We start from the raw sequence: 19,565 nt of genomic DNA on the forward strand, positions 1-19,565 counted from the left end.
GACAACGTGTCGATCACCGTCAAGCTGATCGCCCCGATCGCCATGGAAGAAGGCCTGCGCTTCGCCATCCGTGAAGGTGGCCGTACCGTCGGCGCCGGCGTCGTCGCCAAGATCATCGAGTAAGACTCGAACAAGTAAGGCTGCAGGGGTATAGCTCAATTGGCAGAGCGTCGGTCTCCAAAACCGAAGGTTGGGGGTTCGATTCCCTCTGCCCCTGCCAACCGGCGGTGATTCGCTGACCAGAATCGCCGCACGGTTCGACACCCGGCCAGGGTTTCAGGTTCCTGGCAGCCTTGTTTCCAGCCCGCAGGTGCTTCGCTCCGGCGGGCTTTGCTGCTGTTAGGTCCGCCTGGTCGACGGAAGCAGGGTGCGCCCGCATCCCGGATTCGCAAGTGAAAGCAATGTCCACCACTCCCCAAGTCGAAACGGTCTCCACCGGCGCCGAGAAAGCCAAGCTGGCTGCGGTGGCGGTGTTGGTGATCGGCTCGATCGCGGCTTTCTACGTGCTGAGTCAGCAGGACATGTGGCTGCGCGTGCTGGTGCTGCTGGTCGGCCTGGCGGCTGCGGTGGGCATGTTCTTCGTCTCCGACGCGGGCAAGCAGGTCATCGCCTACGGTCGCGATTCGGTGCGCGAGGTGAAAAAGGTGGTCTGGCCGACCCGCAAGGAGGCCACCCAGATGACCGCGTATGTGTTCGCCTTCGTCGTGCTGATGGCCATCTTCCTGTGGCTGACGGACAAGTCGCTGGAATGGGTGTTGTACGACCTGATCCTGGGCTGGAAGCACTGATCGGTCGACGCATCGCACACAAAGGATCCAGAGCATGAGCGAAACCACCCCCACCGACGTCACCCCCGCCGCTGCACCAAGCCCGCTGCGTTGGTACGTGGTGCATGCCTATTCCGGCATGGAGAAGGCGGTCGAGCGCAATTTGCGTGAACGCATCGATCGCGCCGGCATGCAGGCCAAGTTCGGCCGCATCCTGGTGCCGACCGAAGAAGTGGTCGAGCTGAAGAACGGCAAGAAGTCGGTCACCGAGCGTCGCTTCTTCCCCGGCTACGTGCTGGTCGAGATGCTGATGGACGATGAGACCTGGCACCTGGTGAAGAACACCGGCAAGGTCACCGGTTTCGTCGGCGGCGCCAAGAACCGTCCTTCCCCGATCTCGGAGGCCGAGGTCATGAAGATCGTCAACCAGATGCAGGAAGGCATCGAGAAGCCCCGGCCCAAGGTCGAGTGGGAGGTTGGCGAGCTGGTGCGGGTCAAGGAAGGCCCGTTCACCGACTTCAACGGCGCCGTCGAGGAAGTCAACTACGAGAAGTCCAAGGTCCGCGTGTCGGTCACCATCTTCGGCCGGGCCACCCCGGTCGAGCTGGACTTCTCGCAGGTCGAGAAGGTCTGATTTTCGGCTGCTGGCGGGATCGTCCCGGCGCCAGCAGCCTTCTTCGTTCCGGGCGAAATGGCGAGGAGCCGACGGGCGCGAGCCCCGAAGCGTTGGAACTCGATAGGAGCCATTCATGGCAAAGAAGATCGTCGGCTTCATCAAGCTGCAGATCCCGGCCGGCAAGGCCAATCCCTCTCCCCCCGTGGGCCCGGCACTGGGTCAGCGCGGCCTGAACATCATGGAGTTCTGCAAGGCGTTCAACGCCCAGACCCAGGGCATGGAACCTGGTCTGATGCTGCCCGTGGTGATCACCGCCTTCGCGGACAAGTCCTTCACCTTCGTGCTGAAGTCGCCCCCGGCGACCGTGCTGATCAAGAAGGCCATCGGCCTGGGCAAGGGTTCGGACAAGCCGAACCTGACCAAGGTCGGCAAGATCACCCGCGCTCAGCTCGAGGAAATCGCCAAGGTGAAGCAGAAGGATCTGACCGCTGCTGACCTGGATGCCGCGGTGAAGACCATCGCCGGCTCGGCCCGCTCGATGGGCGTGATCGTGGAGGGCGTGTGACATGGCAAAGCTGACCAAGAAGGCCAAGGCCCTGCAAGACAAGGTGGACAGCCTCAAGCTGTACGCCATCAATGACGCCCTGGCGCTGGTGAAGGGCTGCGCGACTGCCAAGTTCGACGAGTCGATCGACGTGGCCGTGCAGCTGGGCATCGACGCCAAGAAGTCGGACCAGGTCGTGCGTGGCGCGGTCGTGATGCCCAACGGCACCGGCAAGACCAAGCGCGTGGCGGTGTTTGCCCAGGGCGCCAAGGCGGAAGAAGCCAAGGCTGCCGGCGCCGACGTGGTCGGCATGGAAGACCTGGCCGAGCGCGTCAAGGCCGGTGACATGCCCTTCGACGTGGTGATCGCCTCGCCTGACACCATGCGTGTCGTGGGTACCCTGGGTCAGATCCTGGGCCCGCGCGGCCTGATGCCGAACCCGAAGGTCGGCACCGTGACCCCGGACGTCGCCACGGCCGTGAAGAACGCCAAGGCGGGTCAGGTTCAGTTCCGCGTCGACAAGGCCGGCATCATCCACGGCACCATCGGCCGTCGTTCTTTCGACGACGACAAGCTGGTCGGCAACCTCGCCGCGCTGCTGGAAGCCCTGAACAAGGCCAAGCCGGCCTCGTCCAAGGGTGTCTACCTGCGCAAGGTGGCCGTGTCTTCCACGATGGGCGTCGGTGCCCGCGTGGACATCAGCTCGATCGCGCTGAACGCCTCGGCCTGATCGGCTGACGTGAACACCGGCTGGTGTGGCCGTCTTGACGCGCCGGCCCGATGAATTGGTGGGCTGAGGCCTCTTCGGAGGTCTCGGGCCATCCAAGACCGCTGGCGGCTCCTTGCGGAGCCTTAATCGCGAGGCCGGATCCGTCCGGCGCCGCGGTCAGCGCAGATGGCGTCCCCGCCGTGAGAAACAGAGATCCCAGTGATGGTGCTCTTCTTCGCCACGGCAAGGTCGCTGCAACCCAGGTGTGTCCGCGGGTGTTCGCACCCCAGGACACGTTGATGTGAGGAGTAGACCTTGAGTCTCAACCGCAACGAAAAGGCGGCCGTGATCGAGGAAGTGGCAGCGCAAGCCGCCAAGTCCCAGACCCTGGCACTCGCCGAGTACCGTGGTCTCACCGTGGAAGCCTTGAACAAGCTGCGCGTCGATGCGCGGTCCAAGGGTGTGTATCTTCACGTGCTGAAGAACACCCTGGCCCGTCGCGCTGTCGCCGGCACCCCGTTCGAGGTGGCCGCGGAGAGCATGGCCGGTCCGCTGATCTACGGCTTCTCGGAAGATGCCGTGGCCGCGGCCAAAGTCATCGCCGACTTTGCCAAGGGCAATGACAAGCTGGTCATCAAGGCAGGCGCTTACGCCGGCAAGGCTCTGGATGTCGATGGCGTCAAGGCCCTGGCGTCGATCCCCAGCCGCGAAGTCCTGCTGTCGCAGATCGCTGGCCTGCTGAAGTCGCCGGTGCAGCGCACCGCCGCCGTGCTGGCCGCGCTGGCACAGCAAAAGGGTGGCGGCGCCGAAGCGCCCGCCGAAGCAGCTGCCGCCTGATCGGCACGCGCACCCTGCACCCCCATCACTGAATCACTGAAATAGGTACATCAAATGGCATTCGACAAAGACGCCTTCCTGACCGCCCTGGACTCCATGACCGTCATGGAACTGAATGACCTGGTCAAGGCCATCGAAGAGAAGTTCGGCGTGTCCGCCGCCTCCATGGCCGCTCCGGCCGCCGGTGGCGCTGCTGGCGGCGCTGCCGCTGCTGCTGAAGAGAAGACCGAGTTCAACGTTGTGCTGCTGGAAGCCGGCGGCAACAAGGTTGGCGTGATCAAGGCCGTGCGCGAACTGACGGGCCTGGGCCTGAAGGAAGCCAAGGACATGGTCGACGGCGCTCCGAAGGTTGTGAAGGAAGCTGTTGCCAAGGCCGACGCCGAGGCCGCCGTGAAGAAGCTGGTGGAAGCCGGCGCCAAGGCCGAGCTGAAGTAATTCGCTCCGTCGCCAAGAGGCTGGGGGTCCAAAAGGCCCCCGGCCTTTTGCGCTTGATGGACGGGCTCAAGGAAACCCTTCCGAGAGCAGTTGAAAAATCCCGAGTGATAATCAGGGGTTTTCCAAGTGTTCTCTGATCCGACTGCAGAAGAACAGGTTTGGTCGGACTCCGGTGCAACGCCGGGGTTGTCCGCCAGCGGCTGGTAGTGGCCAGCCACCAAGCTTTCAGGCCCTCCATGGTGGACGCGTGCCTGCAAAAGCCAGTCGCCTTGCGAGGAGCGTGCCATGGCCGGGCGCGCCTCGTCGCTACGGAGTGTTCAATGGCGCAAGCAACCCCCTACAGCTACACCGAGCGCAAGCGTATCCGCAAGAGCTTCGGCAAGCGTGAGAGCGTTCTCAACGTCCCCTACCTGCTGACCATGCAGCAGGACTCGTACGTCGCCTTCCTGCAGAAGGACGTGCCCCCTGCCCAGCGCAAGCCCGAGGGCCTGCAGGCGGCCTTCCTGTCCGCATTCCCGATTGTTTCGCACAACGGGTTCGTGGAAATGAAGTTCATCGAATTCAACATCGCCAAGCCGGCCTTCGATGTGCGCGAGTGCCAGCAGCGGGGTCTGACCTTCGCGGCCGCCGTGCGCGCCAAGCTGCAGATGATCATCTACGACCGTGAGGCGCATCCCGCCAAGGTCGTCAAGGAGATCAAGGAGCAAGAGGTCTACATGGGCGAAGTGCCCCTGATGACCGACTACGGCTCGTTCATCGTCAACGGCACCGAACGCGTCATCGTCTCCCAGCTGCACCGCTCGCCGGGCGTGTTCTTCGAGCACGACAAGGGCAAGACCCACAGCTCGGGCAAGCTGCTGTTCAGCGCCCGCATCATCCCCTACCGCGGTTCCTGGCTGGACTTCGAGTTCGACCCGAAGGACGTGCTGTACTTCCGTGTCGACCGTCGTCGCAAGATGCCGGTCACCATCCTGCTCAAGGCCATCGGCCTGAACCCCGAGCAGATCCTGGCGCACTTCTTCAAGAACGACACCTTCCGCCTGATGGACTCGGGCGCGCAGATGGAGTTTGTGCCCGAGCGCCTGAAGGGCGAGGTGGCCCGCTTCGACATCACCGACAAGGACGGCAACGTCATCGTCGAGAAGGACAAGCGCATCACCGCCCGCCACGTGCGCCAGCTGGAGCAGACGGCCACCCAGTTCGTCTCGGTGCCCGAGGACTTCCTGGTGGGCCGCGTGGTGGCCCGCAACATGGTGGACGCCGACACTGGCGAGATCATCGCCAAGGCCAACGACGAGCTGACCGAGTCGCTGCTGAAGAAGCTGCGCGCGGCGGGCGTCAAGGACCTGCAGTGCATCTTCACCAATGAGCTGGACCAGGGCGGCTACATCAGCCAAACCCTGTCGCTGGACGAGACCGTTGACCAGCTGGCCGCGCGTGTGGCGATCTACCGCATGATGCGCCCCGGCGAGCCGCCGACCGAGGACGCCGTCGAGGCCCTGTTCAATCGTCTGTTCTACAGCGCCGACACCTATGACCTGTCGCGCGTGGGCCGGATGAAGTTCAACGCCCGCGTGGGCCGGGACGTGCCTGAAGGCTCGATGACCCTGTCCAACGAGGACATCCTGGACGTCGTCAAGATCCTGGTCGAGCTGCGCAACGGCCGTGGCGAGGTGGACGACATCGACCACCTGGGCAACCGCCGCGTGCGTTGCGTGGGCGAACTGGCCGAGAACCAGTACCGCTCGGGCCTGGCGCGTATCGAGAAGGCCGTCAAGGAGCGTCTGGGCCAGGCCGAAACCGAAGCCCTGATGCCGCACGACCTGATCAACTCCAAGCCGATCTCTGCGGCGCTCAAGGAGTTCTTCGGTGCGTCGCAGCTGTCGCAGTTCATGGACCAGACCAACCCCCTGTCCGAGATCACGCACAAGCGTCGTGTCTCGGCCCTGGGCCCGGGCGGCCTGACCCGCGAGCGTGCCGGCTTCGAGGTCCGCGACGTGCACCCGACCCACTATGGTCGCGTGTGCCCGATCGAGACCCCGGAAGGTCCGAACATCGGCCTGATCAACTCGCTGGCCCTGTACGCCCGCCTGAACGAGTACGGTTTCCTCGAGACGCCGTACAGCCGCGTGGTGGATGGCAAGGTGACCCCTCAGATCGACTACCTGTCGGCCATTGAGGAAGGCAAGTACGTCATCGCTCAGGCGAACGCGTCGCTGGACGAAGACGGCAAGCTGATCGACGAACTGGTGTCGGCCCGTGAGCGTGGCGAATCCGTGCTGCTGTCGCCCGAACGCGTGCAGTACATGGACGTGGCGCCGGCACAGATCGTCTCGGTGGCGGCCTCGCTGGTGCCCTTCCTGGAGCACGACGATGCGAACCGCGCGCTGATGGGCGCCAACATGTCGCGTCAGGCCGTGCCGGTGCTGCGCCCCGAGAAGCCGATGGTCGGCACGGGCGTCGAGCGCGTGGCCGCGGTCGACTCGGGCACCGTGGTGACCGCCCGCCGTGGCGGCGTGGTGGACTATGTCGACACCAACCGGGTGGTGATCCGCGTGAACGACGCGGAAACCATCGCCGGTGAAGTCGGTGTGGACATCTACAACCTCATCAAGTACCAGCGTTCCAACCAGAACACCAACATCCACCAGCGCGCCATCGTCAAGCGTGGCGACAAGGTGGGTGCCGGTGACGTGCTGGCCGACGGCGCATCGACCGACCTGGGCGAACTCGCCCTGGGTCAGAACATGCTGATCGCCTTCATGCCCTGGAACGGCTACAACTTCGAAGACTCGATCCTGATCTCCGAACGCGTGGTGGCCGAAGACCGCTACACCTCGATCCACATCGAGGAACTGGTGGTCATGGCCCGCGACACCAAGCTGGGCTCCGAGGAAATCACCCGCGACATCCCGAACCTGTCCGAGCAGCAACTGGCGCGCCTGGACGAGTCCGGCATCGTCTACATCGGTGCGGAAGTGAACCCCGGCGACGTGCTGGTGGGCAAGGTGACGCCGAAGGGCGAAACCACGCTGACGCCGGAAGAGAAGCTGCTGCGCGCGATCTTCGGCGAGAAGGCGTCCGACGTGAAGGACACCTCGCTGCGCGTGGACCAGGGCACCCAGGGCACCGTCATCGACGTGCAGGTCTTCACCCGTGAAGGCATCCAGCGCGACAAGCGCGCCCAGCAGATCATCGACGACGAGCTCAAGCGCTTCCGCCTGGACCTGAACGACCAGCTGCGGATCGTCGAGGCCGACGCCTTCGACCGGATCAAGAAGCTGCTGGTCGGCTCGGTGGCCAACGGTGGCCCGCAGAAGCTGGCCAAGGGCACCGCCATCACCGAGGAGTACCTGTCGGGCATCGACAAGTACCACTGGTTCGACGTGCGCCCGGCCGAAGAAGCCCTGGCCAACCAGCTTGAGTCGATCAAGAACGCGCTCGAGCAGACCCGTCACGGCTTCGACCTGGCCTTCGAAGAGAAGCGCAAGAAGCTCACGCAAGGCGATGAACTGCCGGCTGGCGTGCTGAAGATGGTCAAGGTCTACCTGGCCGTCAAGCGCCGCCTGCAGCCCGGCGACAAGATGGCCGGCCGTCACGGCAACAAGGGTGTGGTGTCCAAGATCGTGCCGGTCGAGGACATGCCTTACATGGCCGATGGCACGCCTGCCGACGTGGTGCTGAACCCGCTGGGCGTGCCCTCGCGGATGAACGTGGGTCAGGTGCTGGAAGTCCACCTGGGCTGGGCCGGCAAGGGCCTGGGCGAGCGCATCGGTGACATGCTGCAGCGTGAAGCCGCCGTGGCCGAGATCCGCCAGTTCATGGACAAGCTCTACAACAAGTCCGGCGGCAAGCAGGAGCATCTGGACGACCTGTCCGACGCCGAAGTGCTGGAGATGGCCCAGGAACTGACCAAGGGCGTGCCCTTCGCCAGCCCGGTCTTCGATGGTGCCGAGGAGAGCGAGATCCACCACATGCTGCAGCTGGCCTTCCCGGAAGACGTCGCTGCCAAGAAGGGCCTGACCGCCACGCGCACCCAGGCCTGGCTGTCCGACGGCCGCACCGGCGAGCCCTTCGAGCGTCCGACGACCATCGGCTACATGCACTACCTGAAGCTGCATCACCTGGTGGACGACAAGATGCACGCCCGCTCGACCGGCCCGTACTCGCTCGTCACCCAGCAGCCGCTGGGCGGCAAGGCGCAGTTCGGTGGTCAGCGCTTCGGTGAAATGGAAGTGTGGGCCCTGGAAGCCTATGGCGCGGCTTACGTGCTGCAGGAAATGCTGACCGTGAAGTCCGACGACGTGAACGGCCGCACCAAGGTCTACGAGAACATCGTCAAGGGCGAACACGCCATCGACGCCGGCATGCCGGAATCGTTCAACGTTCTGGTCAAGGAAATCCGTTCGCTGGGTATCGACATGGAACTGGAGAAGGACTGAGCGCGCCTTTGCGTGCCCCGTTGGTTTTCCATTCCCCCTGATCGATACACAGTCAACCTGGAGAAAGACACATGAAAGGCTTGCTGGACCTGTTCAAGCAGTTCACCCCCGACGAGCACTTCGACGCGATCAAGATCGGGCTGGCCTCGCCCGAAAAGATCCGCTCGTGGTCCTTCGGTGAGGTGAAGAAGCCCGAGACGATCAACTACCGCACGTTCAAGCCCGAGCGTGACGGTCTGTTCTGCGCCAAGATCTTCGGTCCCATCAAGGACTACGAGTGCCTGTGCGGCAAGTACAAGCGCCTGAAGCACCGTGGCGTGATCTGCGAGAAGTGCGGCGTTGAAGTCACCCAGACCAAGGTGCGTCGCGAGCGCATGGGTCACATCGACCTGGCCGCGCCCTGCGCCCACATCTGGTTCCTGAAGTCGCTGCCTTCGCGTCTGGGCCTGGTCCTGGACATGACGCTGCGTGACATCGAGCGAGTGCTGTACTTCGAAGCCTACGTGGTGGTGGACCCGGGCATGACTCCGCTGAAGAAGTTCAGCATCATGTCCGAGGACGACTACGACGCGAAGCGCCAGGAGTTCGGTGACGAGTTCATCGCGCTGATGGGTGCCGAAGGCATCCAGAAGCTGCTGGCGGACATGGACCTGGACGTCGAGATCGACCGCCTGCGCAACGACATGACCGGCAGCGAGCTGAAGGTCAAGAAGAACAGCAAGCGCCTGAAGGTCATGGAGGCCTTCAAGAAGTCGGGCATCAAGCCCGAGTGGATGATCATGACGGTGCTGCCGGTGCTGCCGCCGGACCTGCGTCCGCTGGTGCCGCTGGATGGTGGCCGCTTCGCCACCTCGGACCTGAACGACCTCTACCGTCGCGTCATCAACCGCAACAACCGTCTGGCCCGCCTGCTGGAACTCAAGGCCCCTGAAATCATCGTGCGCAACGAAAAGCGCATGCTGCAGGAAGCCGTGGACAGCCTGCTGGACAACGGCCGTCGTGGCAAGGCCATGACCGGTGCGAACAAGCGTGCGCTCAAGTCGCTGGCCGACATGATCAAGGGCAAGTCGGGTCGCTTCCGTCAGAACCTGCTGGGCAAGCGCGTCGACTACTCCGGCCGTTCCGTCATCACCGTGGGCCCGACCCTCAAGCTGCACCAGTGCGGCCTGCCCAAACTGATGGCCCTGGAGCTGTTCAAGCCCTTCATCTTCTCGCGCCTGGAGGCGATGGGCATCGCCACCACCATCAAGGCGGCGAAGAAGGAAGTGGAATCGGGCACGCCGGTGGTCTGGGACATCCTTGAAGAAGTTATCAAGGAACACCCGGTCATGCTGAACCGCGCCCCGACGCTGCACCGTCTGGGCATCCAGGCCTTCGAGCCGGTGCTGATCGAAGGCAAGGCCATCCAGCTGCATCCGCTGGTCTGCGCGGCCTTCAACGCCGACTTCGACGGTGACCAGATGGCCGTGCACGTGCCGCTGTCCATCGAAGCCCAGATGGAAGCCCGCGCCCTGATGCTGGCCTCCAACAACGTGCTGTTCCCGGCCTCGGGCGAGCCCTCCATCGTGCCGTCGCAAGACGTGGTGCTGGGCCTGTACTACTCGACCCGCGAGCGCACCAACGCCCGTGGCGAGGGCATGGTGTTCTCCGACACCGTGGAACTGCGCCGTGCGCTGGACTGCGGCGCCGTGGAAATCACCGCGAAGATCAGCGTGCGCCTGACCGAGTGGACCAAGGACGCCAACGACGAGTTCCAGCCTCAGCTCAAGCTGGTGGAAACCACCGTCGGCCGTGCCCTGCTGTCGGAGATCCTGCCCAAGGGCCTGCCCTTCGCCAACATCAACAAGGCGCTGAAGAAGAAGGAGATCAGCAAGCTGATCAACACATCCTTCCGCAAGTGCGGCCTGAAGGAAACGGTCGTCTTCGCCGACAAGCTGCTGCAGTCGGGCTTCCGCCTGGCCACGCGCGCCGGCATCTCGATCGCCATCGAGGACATGCTGGTGCCGCCGCAGAAGGTGGGTCTGATCGACCGCGCCGAGAAGGAAGTCAAGGAGATCGAGCAGCAGTACGTCTCGGGTCTCGTGACCGCCGGCGAGCGCTACAACAAGGTCGTGGACATTTGGGGCAAGACCGGTGACGAGGTGGGCAAGGTCATGATGGGCCAGCTCTCCAAGGAAAAGGTCATCGACCGCAACGGCAAGGAAGTGGATCAGGAGTCCTTCAACTCCATCTACATGATGGCCGACTCGGGCGCCCGGGGTTCTGCGGCGCAGATCCGCCAGCTCGCCGGGATGCGGGGCCTGATGGCCAAGCCGGACGGCTCGATCATCGAGACCCCCATCACCGCGAACTTCCGCGAAGGTCTGAACGTTCTGCAGTACTTCATCTCCACCCACGGTGCCCGTAAGGGCCTGGCGGACACGGCGCTGAAGACCGCGAACTCCGGCTACCTGACCCGCCGTCTGGTGGACGTGACCCAGGATCTGGTGGTGACCGAGGACGATTGCGGCACCGAGGCTGGCTTCGCGATGCGTGCGCTGGTCGAAGGCGGTGAGGTCATCGAGTCCCTGCGCGACCGCGTGCTGGGCCGCGTGACCGCCGTCGAGGTGGTGCACCCGGAAACCCAGCAGGTGCTGATCGACGCCGGCACCATGCTGGACGAGGACACCCTGGACGCCATCGAGTCGGCCGGCGTGGACGAGATCAAGGTCCGCACCCCGCTGACCTGCGAGACCCGCTACGGCCTGTGCGCCAAGTGCTATGGCCGCGATCTGGGCCGCGGCGGTCTGGTCAACACCGGTGAGGCCGTGGGCGTGATTGCCGCGCAGTCGATCGGTGAGCCGGGCACGCAGCTGACGATGCGGACCTTCCACATCGGTGGTGCCGCTTCGCGTGCTGCCGTCGCCTCCAGCGTGGACGCCAAGTCGGACGGCATCATCGGCTTCAACGCCACGATGCGCTACGTCACGAACGGCAAGGGCGAGCTGGTGGTGATCTCGCGTTCGGGCGAGATCGTCATCACCGACCCGCACGGCCGCGAGCGCGAGCGCCACAAGGTGCCGTACGGCGCGATCCTGAGCGTCAAGGCCGACCAGACCATCAAGGCCGGCACCATCCTGGGCAACTGGGACCCGCTGACCCGCCCGATCATCACGGAATTCGCCGGCAAGGCGAAGTTCGAGAACGTCGAGGAAGGCGTCACCGTGGCCAAGCAGGTGGACGAGGTCACCGGCCTGTCCACCCTGGTGGTGATCGACCCGAAGCGCCGCGGTGCGGCCAAGGTCGTGCGTCCGCAGGTCAAGCTGCTGGATGCCCATGGGCAGGAAGTGAAGATCCCTGGCACCGACCACTCGGTGACCATCGGCTTCCAGGTCGGCGCGCTGATCCAGATCCGCGACGGACAGGACCTGTTCCCGGGTGAAGTGCTGGCGCGTATCCCGGTCGAAGGCCAGAAGACCCGTGACATCACCGGCGGTCTGCCGCGGGTGGCCGAGCTGTTCGAAGCCCGCTCGCCCAAGGACAAGGGCGCGCTGGCCGAGATCACCGGGACGGTGTCCTTCGGCAAGGAAACCAAGGGCAAGGTGCGCCTGCAGATCACCGACCCGGACGGCAAGGTCTGGGAAGAACTGGTGCCCAAGGAAAAGAACATCCTGGTGCACGAAGGTCAGGTGGTGAACCGCGGCGAGCTGATCGTCGACGGCGCGGCCGATCCACAGGACATCCTGCGTCTGCTGGGTGTCGAGGAACTGGCCCGCTACATCGTCGACGAGGTGCAGGACGTCTACCGTCTGCAGGGTGTGAAGATCAACGACAAGCACATCGAGGTGATCGTTCGCCAGATGCTGCGCCGCGTGCAGATCGTCAACCCGGGCGATTCGTCCTACATCGTTGGCGAGCAGGTCGAGCGCTCGGAACTGTTCATCACCAACGAGAAGCTGCGTGGCGAGGACAAGATCCCCGCGACCTATGCCGACGTGCTGCTGGGCATCACCAAGGCGTCCCTGTCGACCGACTCGTTCATCTCTGCGGCCTCCTTCCAGGAGACCACCCGCGTGCTGACCGAAGCGGCCATCATGGGCAAGCGCGACGAGCTGCGTGGCCTGAAGGAAAACGTGATCGTGGGTCGCCTGATCCCGGCCGGTACCGGCATGGCCTTCCACCAGGCCCGCAAGGCCAAGGAAGAGATGGACGACACCGAGCGTCGCGCCATCGCCCTGCAGGAAGCCGAGGAACTGGCCTCGGCCCAGCTGGCCAGCCTGGATGCCGCCTCCGGCACCGAGCCGAGCGCCGACTGATCGTCTGCGGCCCCGGCCATGCAAAAGGCGCCCCTCGGGGCGCCTTTTTTTTGCGACCGCGGCCCTGCTGGGAACGCGGCAGCCGGGAGGGATGGTCACTTCTGCGGCGAGTCGGCCTTCGTCATGGGGGCGTTCTTCACATAGGTGCCGAACCAGTCGAGCATGTCGTGCACCACTTGCTCGTTGGACTCCAGCGCGGTGTACCAGTGCGGCTCGTGCGGCAGCATCACCAGCCGGGTGGTGCCTCCGTTGCCCCGGATGGCCTGGTAGAGCTTGAGCGACTGGATGGGCTCGGTGCCGGGGTTGGCGTCATCTTCGCCGTGCACCAGCAGCAGCGGCCGCTTGAGGGTGTCGGCCGAGAAGAACGGCGAGGCCTGCAGGTACACATCGCGGGCCTGCCAGACCGAACGGCGCTCACTCTGGAAACCGAAGGGGGTCAGCGTCTTGTTGTAGGAGCCACTGGTGGCCACGCCGGCCTTGAACAGATCGGTGTGGGCCACCAGGTTGGCTGTCATCAGGGCGCCGTGGCTGTGGCCGGTGACGCCGATCCGCTCACGGTCCACCACCCCCATCGCCACTGCCTTGTCCACCGCGGCCTGGGCATCGGCCGCGAGCTGCTGCAGGTAGGTGTCGTAGGCGGTCTTTGGGTCGCCCACGATGGGGAAGCTGGCGTTGTCGATGATGGCGTAGCCGGCCAACAGCAGCAGGCGATAGTAGGGCAGCCGAGTGAAGGTGTTCTGGCTGCCGGTGACCTGTCCCGCCTGGGCACTGCTGGCGAAGTCCATCGGGTAGGCGTAGAGCACCGCCGGCAGGGGCGTGCCGGCTTGGTAGCCTGGCGGGGTGTAGAGCGTGAAGGACAGGTCCACGCCGTCCGCGCGCTTGTAGCTCACCAGCTGCTTGCGGATCTGCCGCACCTCGGGGGTGGGGTCCGGCACATGGGTGAGCCGCTGGCCGGCGCTGGCGTAACGGGCTTCGCCTTCGGCGGCCTCCAGGCGGGCGGGCCCCAGCGTGCGCAGGAAGGCGTTGGGCGGGTCCATGACCGACTGGCGCCAGGTCAGAAAGCGTCCAGCCTGATCGGTGAAACCCAGGAACACGTCGTAGTCGTCGGTGCCGCTGCGGAACAGCCGCTCGGTTTTCAGCGAGCCCAGGTCCAGCTGGTCCAGGAAGGGCCGATCCCCCTGCGGCGAGGCGCCGCGGCCCCGCAGGAACACCGCGTCGCCCTGCATGCGCACCGCATACGCACCGTTGGGCAGCACCTGGTAAACGAAGTCGCCTGGGCGCTTGTACTGCTCGTCCGAGGACATGTCCCACAGCACGCGGCCGGGCATGCCGGGCTGGTCGACGTCGACGATGCGGGTGGTCTGCCAGTGGCGGTTCTCGTCCACCTCGGTCAGGAAGCTCAGGGCGCGCCGCGGTGTCCAGGCGAAGCCGGCAAAGCGCTGTCGGGTGCGCCCGATCTCCGTGGGCTGGCCGCTGAAGGGGGCGGACCAGCGCATCAGCTTGTCGCGCTCCGGCACCTCGACGTCCCAGTCGCCCTTGTCCAGCGCCTCGGACCAGACCAGGGTAGCGGGCTCGGTGGCGCGCCAGTCGAAGTTGACCGGGCCTTCGGGCACGCCGTGAACCGGAACGCGGTCCGCCAGCGGTTGCCTGGCGATGGTCTTGACCTGGCCGGTGGCCAGCTCCAGCACGGCCACGTCATGGGCGAAGCGCTCATAGGTGACGGCGTGCGAATAGGGCGGCTGGAGCACTTCGGTCAACACGTGCGCGCCATCGGGCGCGCCGTTGACCTCGGTGTAGAGCGCCGGCTTGCCCACGGGGCGCACCGCGCCGCTGGCGACGTCTATTACGGCAAGCTGCGATGTGCCGTAATAGACGAAGCGGGCCTCGTCCAGTGCATTGCGCAGCGTGTCGCGGGCCTCGTAGGTGCTGCTCACGCCTTGGCCACCCAAAGACTGCTGGATGTTGGGGCCGATGTCCGCGGCGGCGTCGGCGGGGGGCTTGCCCTGCCCCTCGGGCACCTTCTTGACCAGAAGGGTCTTGCTGCCTTGCAGCCACTGCACCGTGGCGCCGAAGATCGGGTTCAGCGCCAGGCCGGGGACGCGGTGGATCCGGCCGGTGGCCGCGTCGCCCAGCCACAACTCGACCGCGCTGGGTGTCACGTTCTGGAAGGCAAAGCGCTGGCCATCGGGCGACCACAGCGCCGGCAAGGGGCAGGCACCCGCGGGCAGCGGCACACGGGTCTCGCGACCGCTGGCGATGTCCACCACCGTGAAGTCGGCCACGCAGGCCGGGATGCCATAGCCGGCCGGGGTGTCGTGGCGGCTGCGGTTGGCGGGCTCCAGGCGCACGCCGGCCAGCTTGTAGAACGGTCGTGCCACCCGTTCGATGGACGGGTAGGTCTGGAGGGTGGTCAGCAGCAGGCGCCGGCCCGACGGGTCCACGCTGGGCGTGGGCGGTGGCGGGGCTTTCAGGACCTTCAACAGGTTCTCGGGCGGCAGGTCGTAACCGGCCAAAGCCGGTCCCGCGGCGAGGGCGGCAACGGCCATCGCGGCCAAGGAGATGAACCGGAGTGGCCGGCGGAGGTGCATGGTCGTGTTCTCTCGTGGATGAACGGTGGGGGACGGACGAGGCCTGTTGGGCCCCGTCTCGACGACTCTAGCGCATGGATGGCCAAGCCCCCCCTCCGCAGCGGGGGCGCTCCGCCTCAGGGGGCCGGTGGCACGGTGGGCTGCCACCGTTCGGGGGGCAGCACCTGCACGCCCGCCTGCGTGAGGCAGCGCTTGGCCAGTTTCAGGACGGCCTTGTCCCGGCTCACCAGCCAGGTGGCCCCCTCCGTGAGGGCCAGATCAATGAACTTCTGGTCGTCCCGATCACGGCAGCGGGGCCACTGGCCCAGCGGTGGCGTGGGCGCAGGTCGGATCTCGGCCCAACGATCAAACGCGGCCACCACCTCTTCGGCAGGGACCGCCCAGCGCCCGGCGATGCCCCGGGCCAGGACATGGGCGAGCTCGTTGCGCATGGCATCCGTGGCGATCCACCGCCACCTGCCCGCCTTCAGCCCGGCCAGCCAGGGGGCGCAGAGGGGGTTGCCGAAAAAGTGCCAGTCCAGCACGGATTGGGTGTCAATGACGGCGCGGGGAGGGGGCGATGAAGCAGGCGGGTTCATGGTGAGCAGGCCGCAGCTTGCGTGAGGCAACCCCTGCCACTATAATCGAGGGCTTTTCGACATCCGGGCATGCCTGGAGTCGGGATTTGGCTTGTCTGGCTGAGCCGCAAGACGCAGGGGTTTGCATGTCAATGCAAGCAGCGCGACATGCGTGGCAAGGCGCAGAGGCCGTGTGGCGTCGGGGTGCGCAGACCTGCTTCATCGGCAGGCGCGCGCGCCCTGGTGCCTTTTTGTCGTCGTAACTTCAAACGGGAACAAGTTACCCATGCCCACCATCAACCAGCTCGTGCGCCACGGCCGTCAGGTCGAAGTCACGAAGTCCAAGTCGCCTGCGATGCAGAACTGCCCGCAGCGCCGCGGTGTTTGCACCCGCGTCTACACCACCACCCCGAAGAAGCCGAACTCGGCGCTGCGGAAGGTGGCCAAGGTGCGCCTGACCAACGGTTTCGAGGTCATCTCGTACATCGGCGGTGAAGGCCACAACCTGCAAGAACACAGCGTCGTGCTCGTGCGCGGCGGTCGTGTGAAGGACTTGCCGGGTGTGCGTTACCACATCGTCCGCGGTTCTCTGGACCTGCAGGGCGTGAAGGATCGCAAGCAGTCGCGTTCCAAGTACGGCGCCAAGCGCCCCAAGAAGGCTTAAGCCGCTTTCTTGAAAACAGGATGTCACGCCCAGCCTTCAGGCTTGCGGTGTGGAAGTTTGCGGTGAGTCCGGTTGTCCGGATGCCACCGAGTAAGTGAGGGTCCTGCCACCCGTCTTGAATTCAAGGTGGTCATGGTGCTCTCGCGGTGTCGGGAATACGAACCCCGGTGCCAACTGAAGATGAAGGAAGAGAAATGCCTCGTCGTCGCGAAGTCCCCAAGCGCGAAATCCTGCCGGATCCGAAGTTCGGATCGGTGGATCTGTCCAAGTTCATGAACGTGATCATGGAATCCGGCAAGAAGGCCGTGGCCGAACGCATCATCTACGGTGCGCTCGACCAGGTCGAACAGAAGGCCAAGAAGGACCCGCTGGAGGTCTTCATGGTCGCGCTGAACAACGTCAAGCCGATGGTCGAAGTCAAGAGCCGCCGCGTCGGCGGTGCGAACTACCAAGTTCCCGTGGAAGTTCGCCCCGTCCGCCGGATGGCCCTGGCCATGCGTTGGCTGAAGGAATCGGCCCGCAAGCGCGGTGAGAAGTCGATGGCCGCCCGCCTGGCCAACGAGCTGCTGGAAGCCTCCGAAGGCCGCGGCGGCGCCATGAAGAAGCGTGACGAAGTGCACCGCATGGCCGAGGCCAACAAGGCCTTCTCGCACTTCCGCTTCTAAAACCCTGTCCCCTGGCCGTCACCGGACATCCTGGTGGCGGCAATTCCTCTTTGGAGTGAACCATGGCTCGCAAGACCCCCATCGAGCGCTACCGGAACATCGGTATCTCGGCGCACATCGACGCTGGCAAGACCACGACGACCGAACGCATCCTGTACTACACCGGTGTGAACCACAAGATCGGTGAAGTGCACGACGGTGCCGCCACGATGGACTGGATGGAGCAAGAGCAGGAGCGTGGCATCACCATCACGTCTGCGGCCACCACCTGCTTCTGGAAGGGCATGGACATGTCCTATCCGGAGCACCGCTTCAACATCATCGACACCCCGGGACACGTGGACTTCACCATCGAGGTGGAGCGTTCCATGCGTGTGCTCGATGGCGCCTGCATGGTCTATTGCGCTGTGGGTGGCGTGCAGCCCCAGTCGGAAACCGTCTGGCGCCAAGCCAACAAGTACAAGGTGCCCCGTCTGGCGTTCGTCAACAAGATGGACCGCACCGGTGCGAACTTCTTCAAGGTCGTCGACCAGATGAAGGCTCGCCTGAAGGCCAATCCCGTGCCCATCGTGATCCCCATTGGCGCCGAAGACAACTTCACCGGCGTGGTGGACCTGATCAAGATGAAGGCCATCATCTGGGACGAGGCCTCGCAGGGCATGAAGTTCTCGTACGAGGACATCCCGGCGGATCTGGTCAGCGTGGCCCAGGAATGGCGCGAGAAGATGGTCGAGGCCGCTGCCGAAGCCAACGAAGAGCTGATGAACAAGTACTTGGAAGAGGGTGACCTCACCGAGGAAGAGATCAAGCTCGCCCTGCGTCAGCGCACCATCGCGACCGAAATCCAGCCGATGCTGTGCGGCACCGCCTTCAAGAACAAGGGTGTGCAGCGCATGCTGGACGCCGTGATCGACTTCCTGCCGTCGCCCGTGGACATCCCCCCGGTGAAGGGCACGGACGACGATGAGAAGGAAGTCAGCCGCAAGGCCGACGACAACGAGAAGTTCGCTGCGCTGGCCTTCAAGCTGATGACCGACCCGTTCGTCGGCCAGCTGACTTTCGTGCGCGTCTACTCGGGCATCCTGGCCTCGGGCGCCAGCGTCTTCAACCCCATCAAGGGCAAGAAGGAGCGTATCGGCCGGATCCTGCAGATGCACGCCAACCAGCGTGAAGAAATCAAGGAAATTCTGGCGGGCGACATCGCTGCCTGCGTGGGCCTGAAGGACGTGACCACGGGTGAAACCCTGTGCGATCCGGAAGCCGTGATCACGCTGGAAAAGATGGTCTTTCCCGAGCCGGTGATCTCGCAGGCCGTCGAGCCCAAGACCAAGGCCGACCAGGAAAAGATGGGTATCGCGCTGGGCCGTCTGGCTGCAGAGGATCCCTCGTTCCGCGTGCGCACCGACGAAGAGTCCGGCCAGACCATCATCTCCGGCATGGGCGAGCTGCACCTGGAAATCATCGTCGACCGCATGAAGCGCGAGTTCGGCGTGGAAGCCAATGTGGGCAAGCCGCAGGTGGCCTACCGCGAAACCATCCGCAAGGCGGTGGAAGACGTGGAAGGCAAGTTCGTTCGCCAGTCCGGTGGTAAGGGCCAGTACGGTCACGTCGTGCTGAAGATCGAGCCGATGGAGCCGGGCAAGGGCTTCGAGTTCGTCGACGCCATCAAGGGTGGCGTGGTGCCGCGTGAATTCATTCCCGCGGTGGAAAAGGGCCTGATCGACACGCTGCCCAACGGCGTGCTGGCCGGCTTCCCGGTCGTGGACGTGAAGGTCACGCTGACCTTCGGTTCGTACCACGACGTGGACTCGAACGAAAACGCCTTCAAGATGGCGGCTTCGATCGGCTTCAAGGACGGCTGCCGCAAGGCCAGTCCGGTGATCCTGGAGCCGATGATGGCTGTGGAAGTTGAGACGCCGGAAGACTATGCCGGTACGGTGATGGGCGACCTGTCCAGCCGTCGTGGCATGGTGCAGGGCATGGATGACATGGTCGGTGGTGGCAAGATCATCAAGGCCGAGGTCCCGCTGTCGGAAATGTTCGGCTACTCGACCTCGCTGCGTTCTGCCACGCAAGGCCGCGCCACGTACACGATGGAGTTCAAGCACTACAGCGAAGCTCCGAAGAACGTGGCCGACGCGATCATCACCGCGCGCGCCAAGTAAACCCCTCACCGCCGGTGGCCTGATGGCTGCCGGCGTGTCGAGGACATTCAATGGTCTTCGGCGCCCCGCACGACGGGGTGGGCCTGCTGCCCGTGGCGGCCTGTGCCGGAGACCCTAAACGAACACGGGCCGTTGTTCTTTCTTTCGGAGATTCAGAAATGGCAAAAGGCAAGTTTGAACGGACCAAGCCGCACGTGAACGTGGGCACGATTGGTCACGTGGACCATGGCAAGACGACGCTGACGGCGGCGATCACGACCATCCTGTCGAGCAAGTTCGGC

The 19,565-nt window shown here is 64.7% G+C and carries 15 protein-coding genes and 1 tRNA gene; 14 read left to right on the forward strand and 2 right to left on the reverse strand.

Annotation, left to right across the window (positions count from 1 at the left end; genetic code table 11):
- The 10 genes from M0L44_RS21750 to rpoC form a co-directional block, all read left to right on the forward strand.
- On the forward strand, positions 1-123 hold a 123-nt coding region (locus tag M0L44_RS21750), incomplete at its 5' end, for an EF-Tu C-terminal domain-related protein (protein ID WP_074987834.1).
- Between the two features lie 21 nt (positions 124-144).
- A tRNA-Trp gene (locus tag M0L44_RS21755) sits at positions 145-220 on the forward strand.
- A 181-nt stretch (positions 221-401) separates the two neighbouring features.
- Positions 402-788, forward strand: a complete 387-nt coding sequence (gene secE / locus M0L44_RS21760; RefSeq protein ID WP_252772283.1) for a preprotein translocase subunit SecE — start codon at positions 402-404, stop codon at positions 786-788.
- A 34-nt stretch (positions 789-822) separates the two neighbouring features.
- Positions 823-1,401, forward strand: coding sequence for a transcription termination/antitermination protein NusG (gene nusG, locus M0L44_RS21765; protein ID WP_022979302.1), 579 nt, complete (start codon positions 823-825; stop codon positions 1,399-1,401).
- A gap of 115 nt (positions 1,402-1,516) precedes the next feature.
- Positions 1,517-1,948 (forward strand): 50S ribosomal protein L11, encoded by a 432-nt coding sequence (rplK, locus tag M0L44_RS21770; RefSeq protein ID WP_225863420.1) that lies wholly within the window; start codon positions 1,517-1,519, stop codon positions 1,946-1,948.
- Position 1,949: 1 nt separating this feature from the next.
- Positions 1,950-2,657 (forward strand): 50S ribosomal protein L1, encoded by a 708-nt coding sequence (gene rplA / locus M0L44_RS21775; protein WP_252772284.1) that lies wholly within the window; start codon positions 1,950-1,952, stop codon positions 2,655-2,657.
- A gap of 294 nt (positions 2,658-2,951) precedes the next feature.
- Positions 2,952-3,473, forward strand: coding sequence for a 50S ribosomal protein L10 (gene rplJ / locus M0L44_RS21780; protein WP_252772285.1), 522 nt, complete (start codon positions 2,952-2,954; stop codon positions 3,471-3,473).
- Between the two features lie 54 nt (positions 3,474-3,527).
- Positions 3,528-3,908, forward strand: coding sequence for a 50S ribosomal protein L7/L12 (rplL, locus tag M0L44_RS21785; RefSeq protein WP_252772286.1), 381 nt, complete (start codon positions 3,528-3,530; stop codon positions 3,906-3,908).
- Between the two features lie 320 nt (positions 3,909-4,228).
- Positions 4,229-8,350: a DNA-directed RNA polymerase subunit beta gene (gene rpoB / locus M0L44_RS21790; protein ID WP_252772287.1), complete on the forward strand. Its 4,122-nt coding sequence runs from the start codon at positions 4,229-4,231 to the stop codon at positions 8,348-8,350.
- Positions 8,351-8,421: 71 nt separating this feature from the next.
- Positions 8,422-12,645, forward strand: coding sequence for a DNA-directed RNA polymerase subunit beta' (rpoC, locus tag M0L44_RS21795; protein WP_252772288.1), 4,224 nt, complete (start codon positions 8,422-8,424; stop codon positions 12,643-12,645).
- A gap of 95 nt (positions 12,646-12,740) precedes the next feature.
- Here rpoC and M0L44_RS21800 read toward each other — a convergent pair whose 3' ends face one another.
- The gene (locus M0L44_RS21800; protein ID WP_252772289.1) at positions 12,741-15,191 is read right to left on the reverse strand and encodes a S9 family peptidase; all 2,451 of its coding nucleotides are present in this window, start codon (positions 15,189-15,191) and stop codon (positions 12,741-12,743) included.
- 158 nt (positions 15,192-15,349) lie between these two features.
- On the reverse strand, positions 15,350-15,811 hold the full coding sequence (locus tag M0L44_RS21805) for a PIN domain-containing protein (RefSeq protein ID WP_252772290.1): 462 nt from the start codon (positions 15,809-15,811) through the stop codon (positions 15,350-15,352).
- A 265-nt stretch (positions 15,812-16,076) separates the two neighbouring features.
- On the opposite strand from M0L44_RS21805, the gene rpsL reads away from it, so the two are divergent.
- The 4 genes from rpsL to M0L44_RS21825 form a co-directional block, all read left to right on the forward strand.
- A complete protein-coding gene (gene rpsL / locus M0L44_RS21810; RefSeq protein WP_058088974.1) occupies positions 16,077-16,454 on the forward strand; it encodes a 30S ribosomal protein S12 in 378 nt (125 codons plus the stop codon).
- Between the two features lie 194 nt (positions 16,455-16,648).
- Positions 16,649-17,119 carry a 30S ribosomal protein S7 gene (rpsG, locus tag M0L44_RS21815; RefSeq protein WP_022979312.1) on the forward strand — a complete coding sequence of 157 codons (471 nt, stop codon included), beginning with the start codon at positions 16,649-16,651 and terminating at the stop codon, positions 17,117-17,119.
- Positions 17,120-17,181: 62 nt separating this feature from the next.
- Positions 17,182-19,284, forward strand: coding sequence for an elongation factor G (gene fusA / locus M0L44_RS21820; RefSeq protein WP_252772291.1), 2,103 nt, complete (start codon positions 17,182-17,184; stop codon positions 19,282-19,284).
- Positions 19,285-19,334: 50 nt separating this feature from the next.
- On the forward strand, positions 19,335-19,565 hold a 231-nt coding region (locus M0L44_RS21825), incomplete at its 3' end, for a GTP-binding protein (protein ID WP_252772292.1).

Origin of the sequence: Ideonella oryzae (assembly GCF_024055665.1) — a bacterium.
GTDB classification, from domain to species: domain Bacteria; phylum Pseudomonadota; class Gammaproteobacteria; order Burkholderiales; family Burkholderiaceae_C; genus Ideonella; species Ideonella oryzae.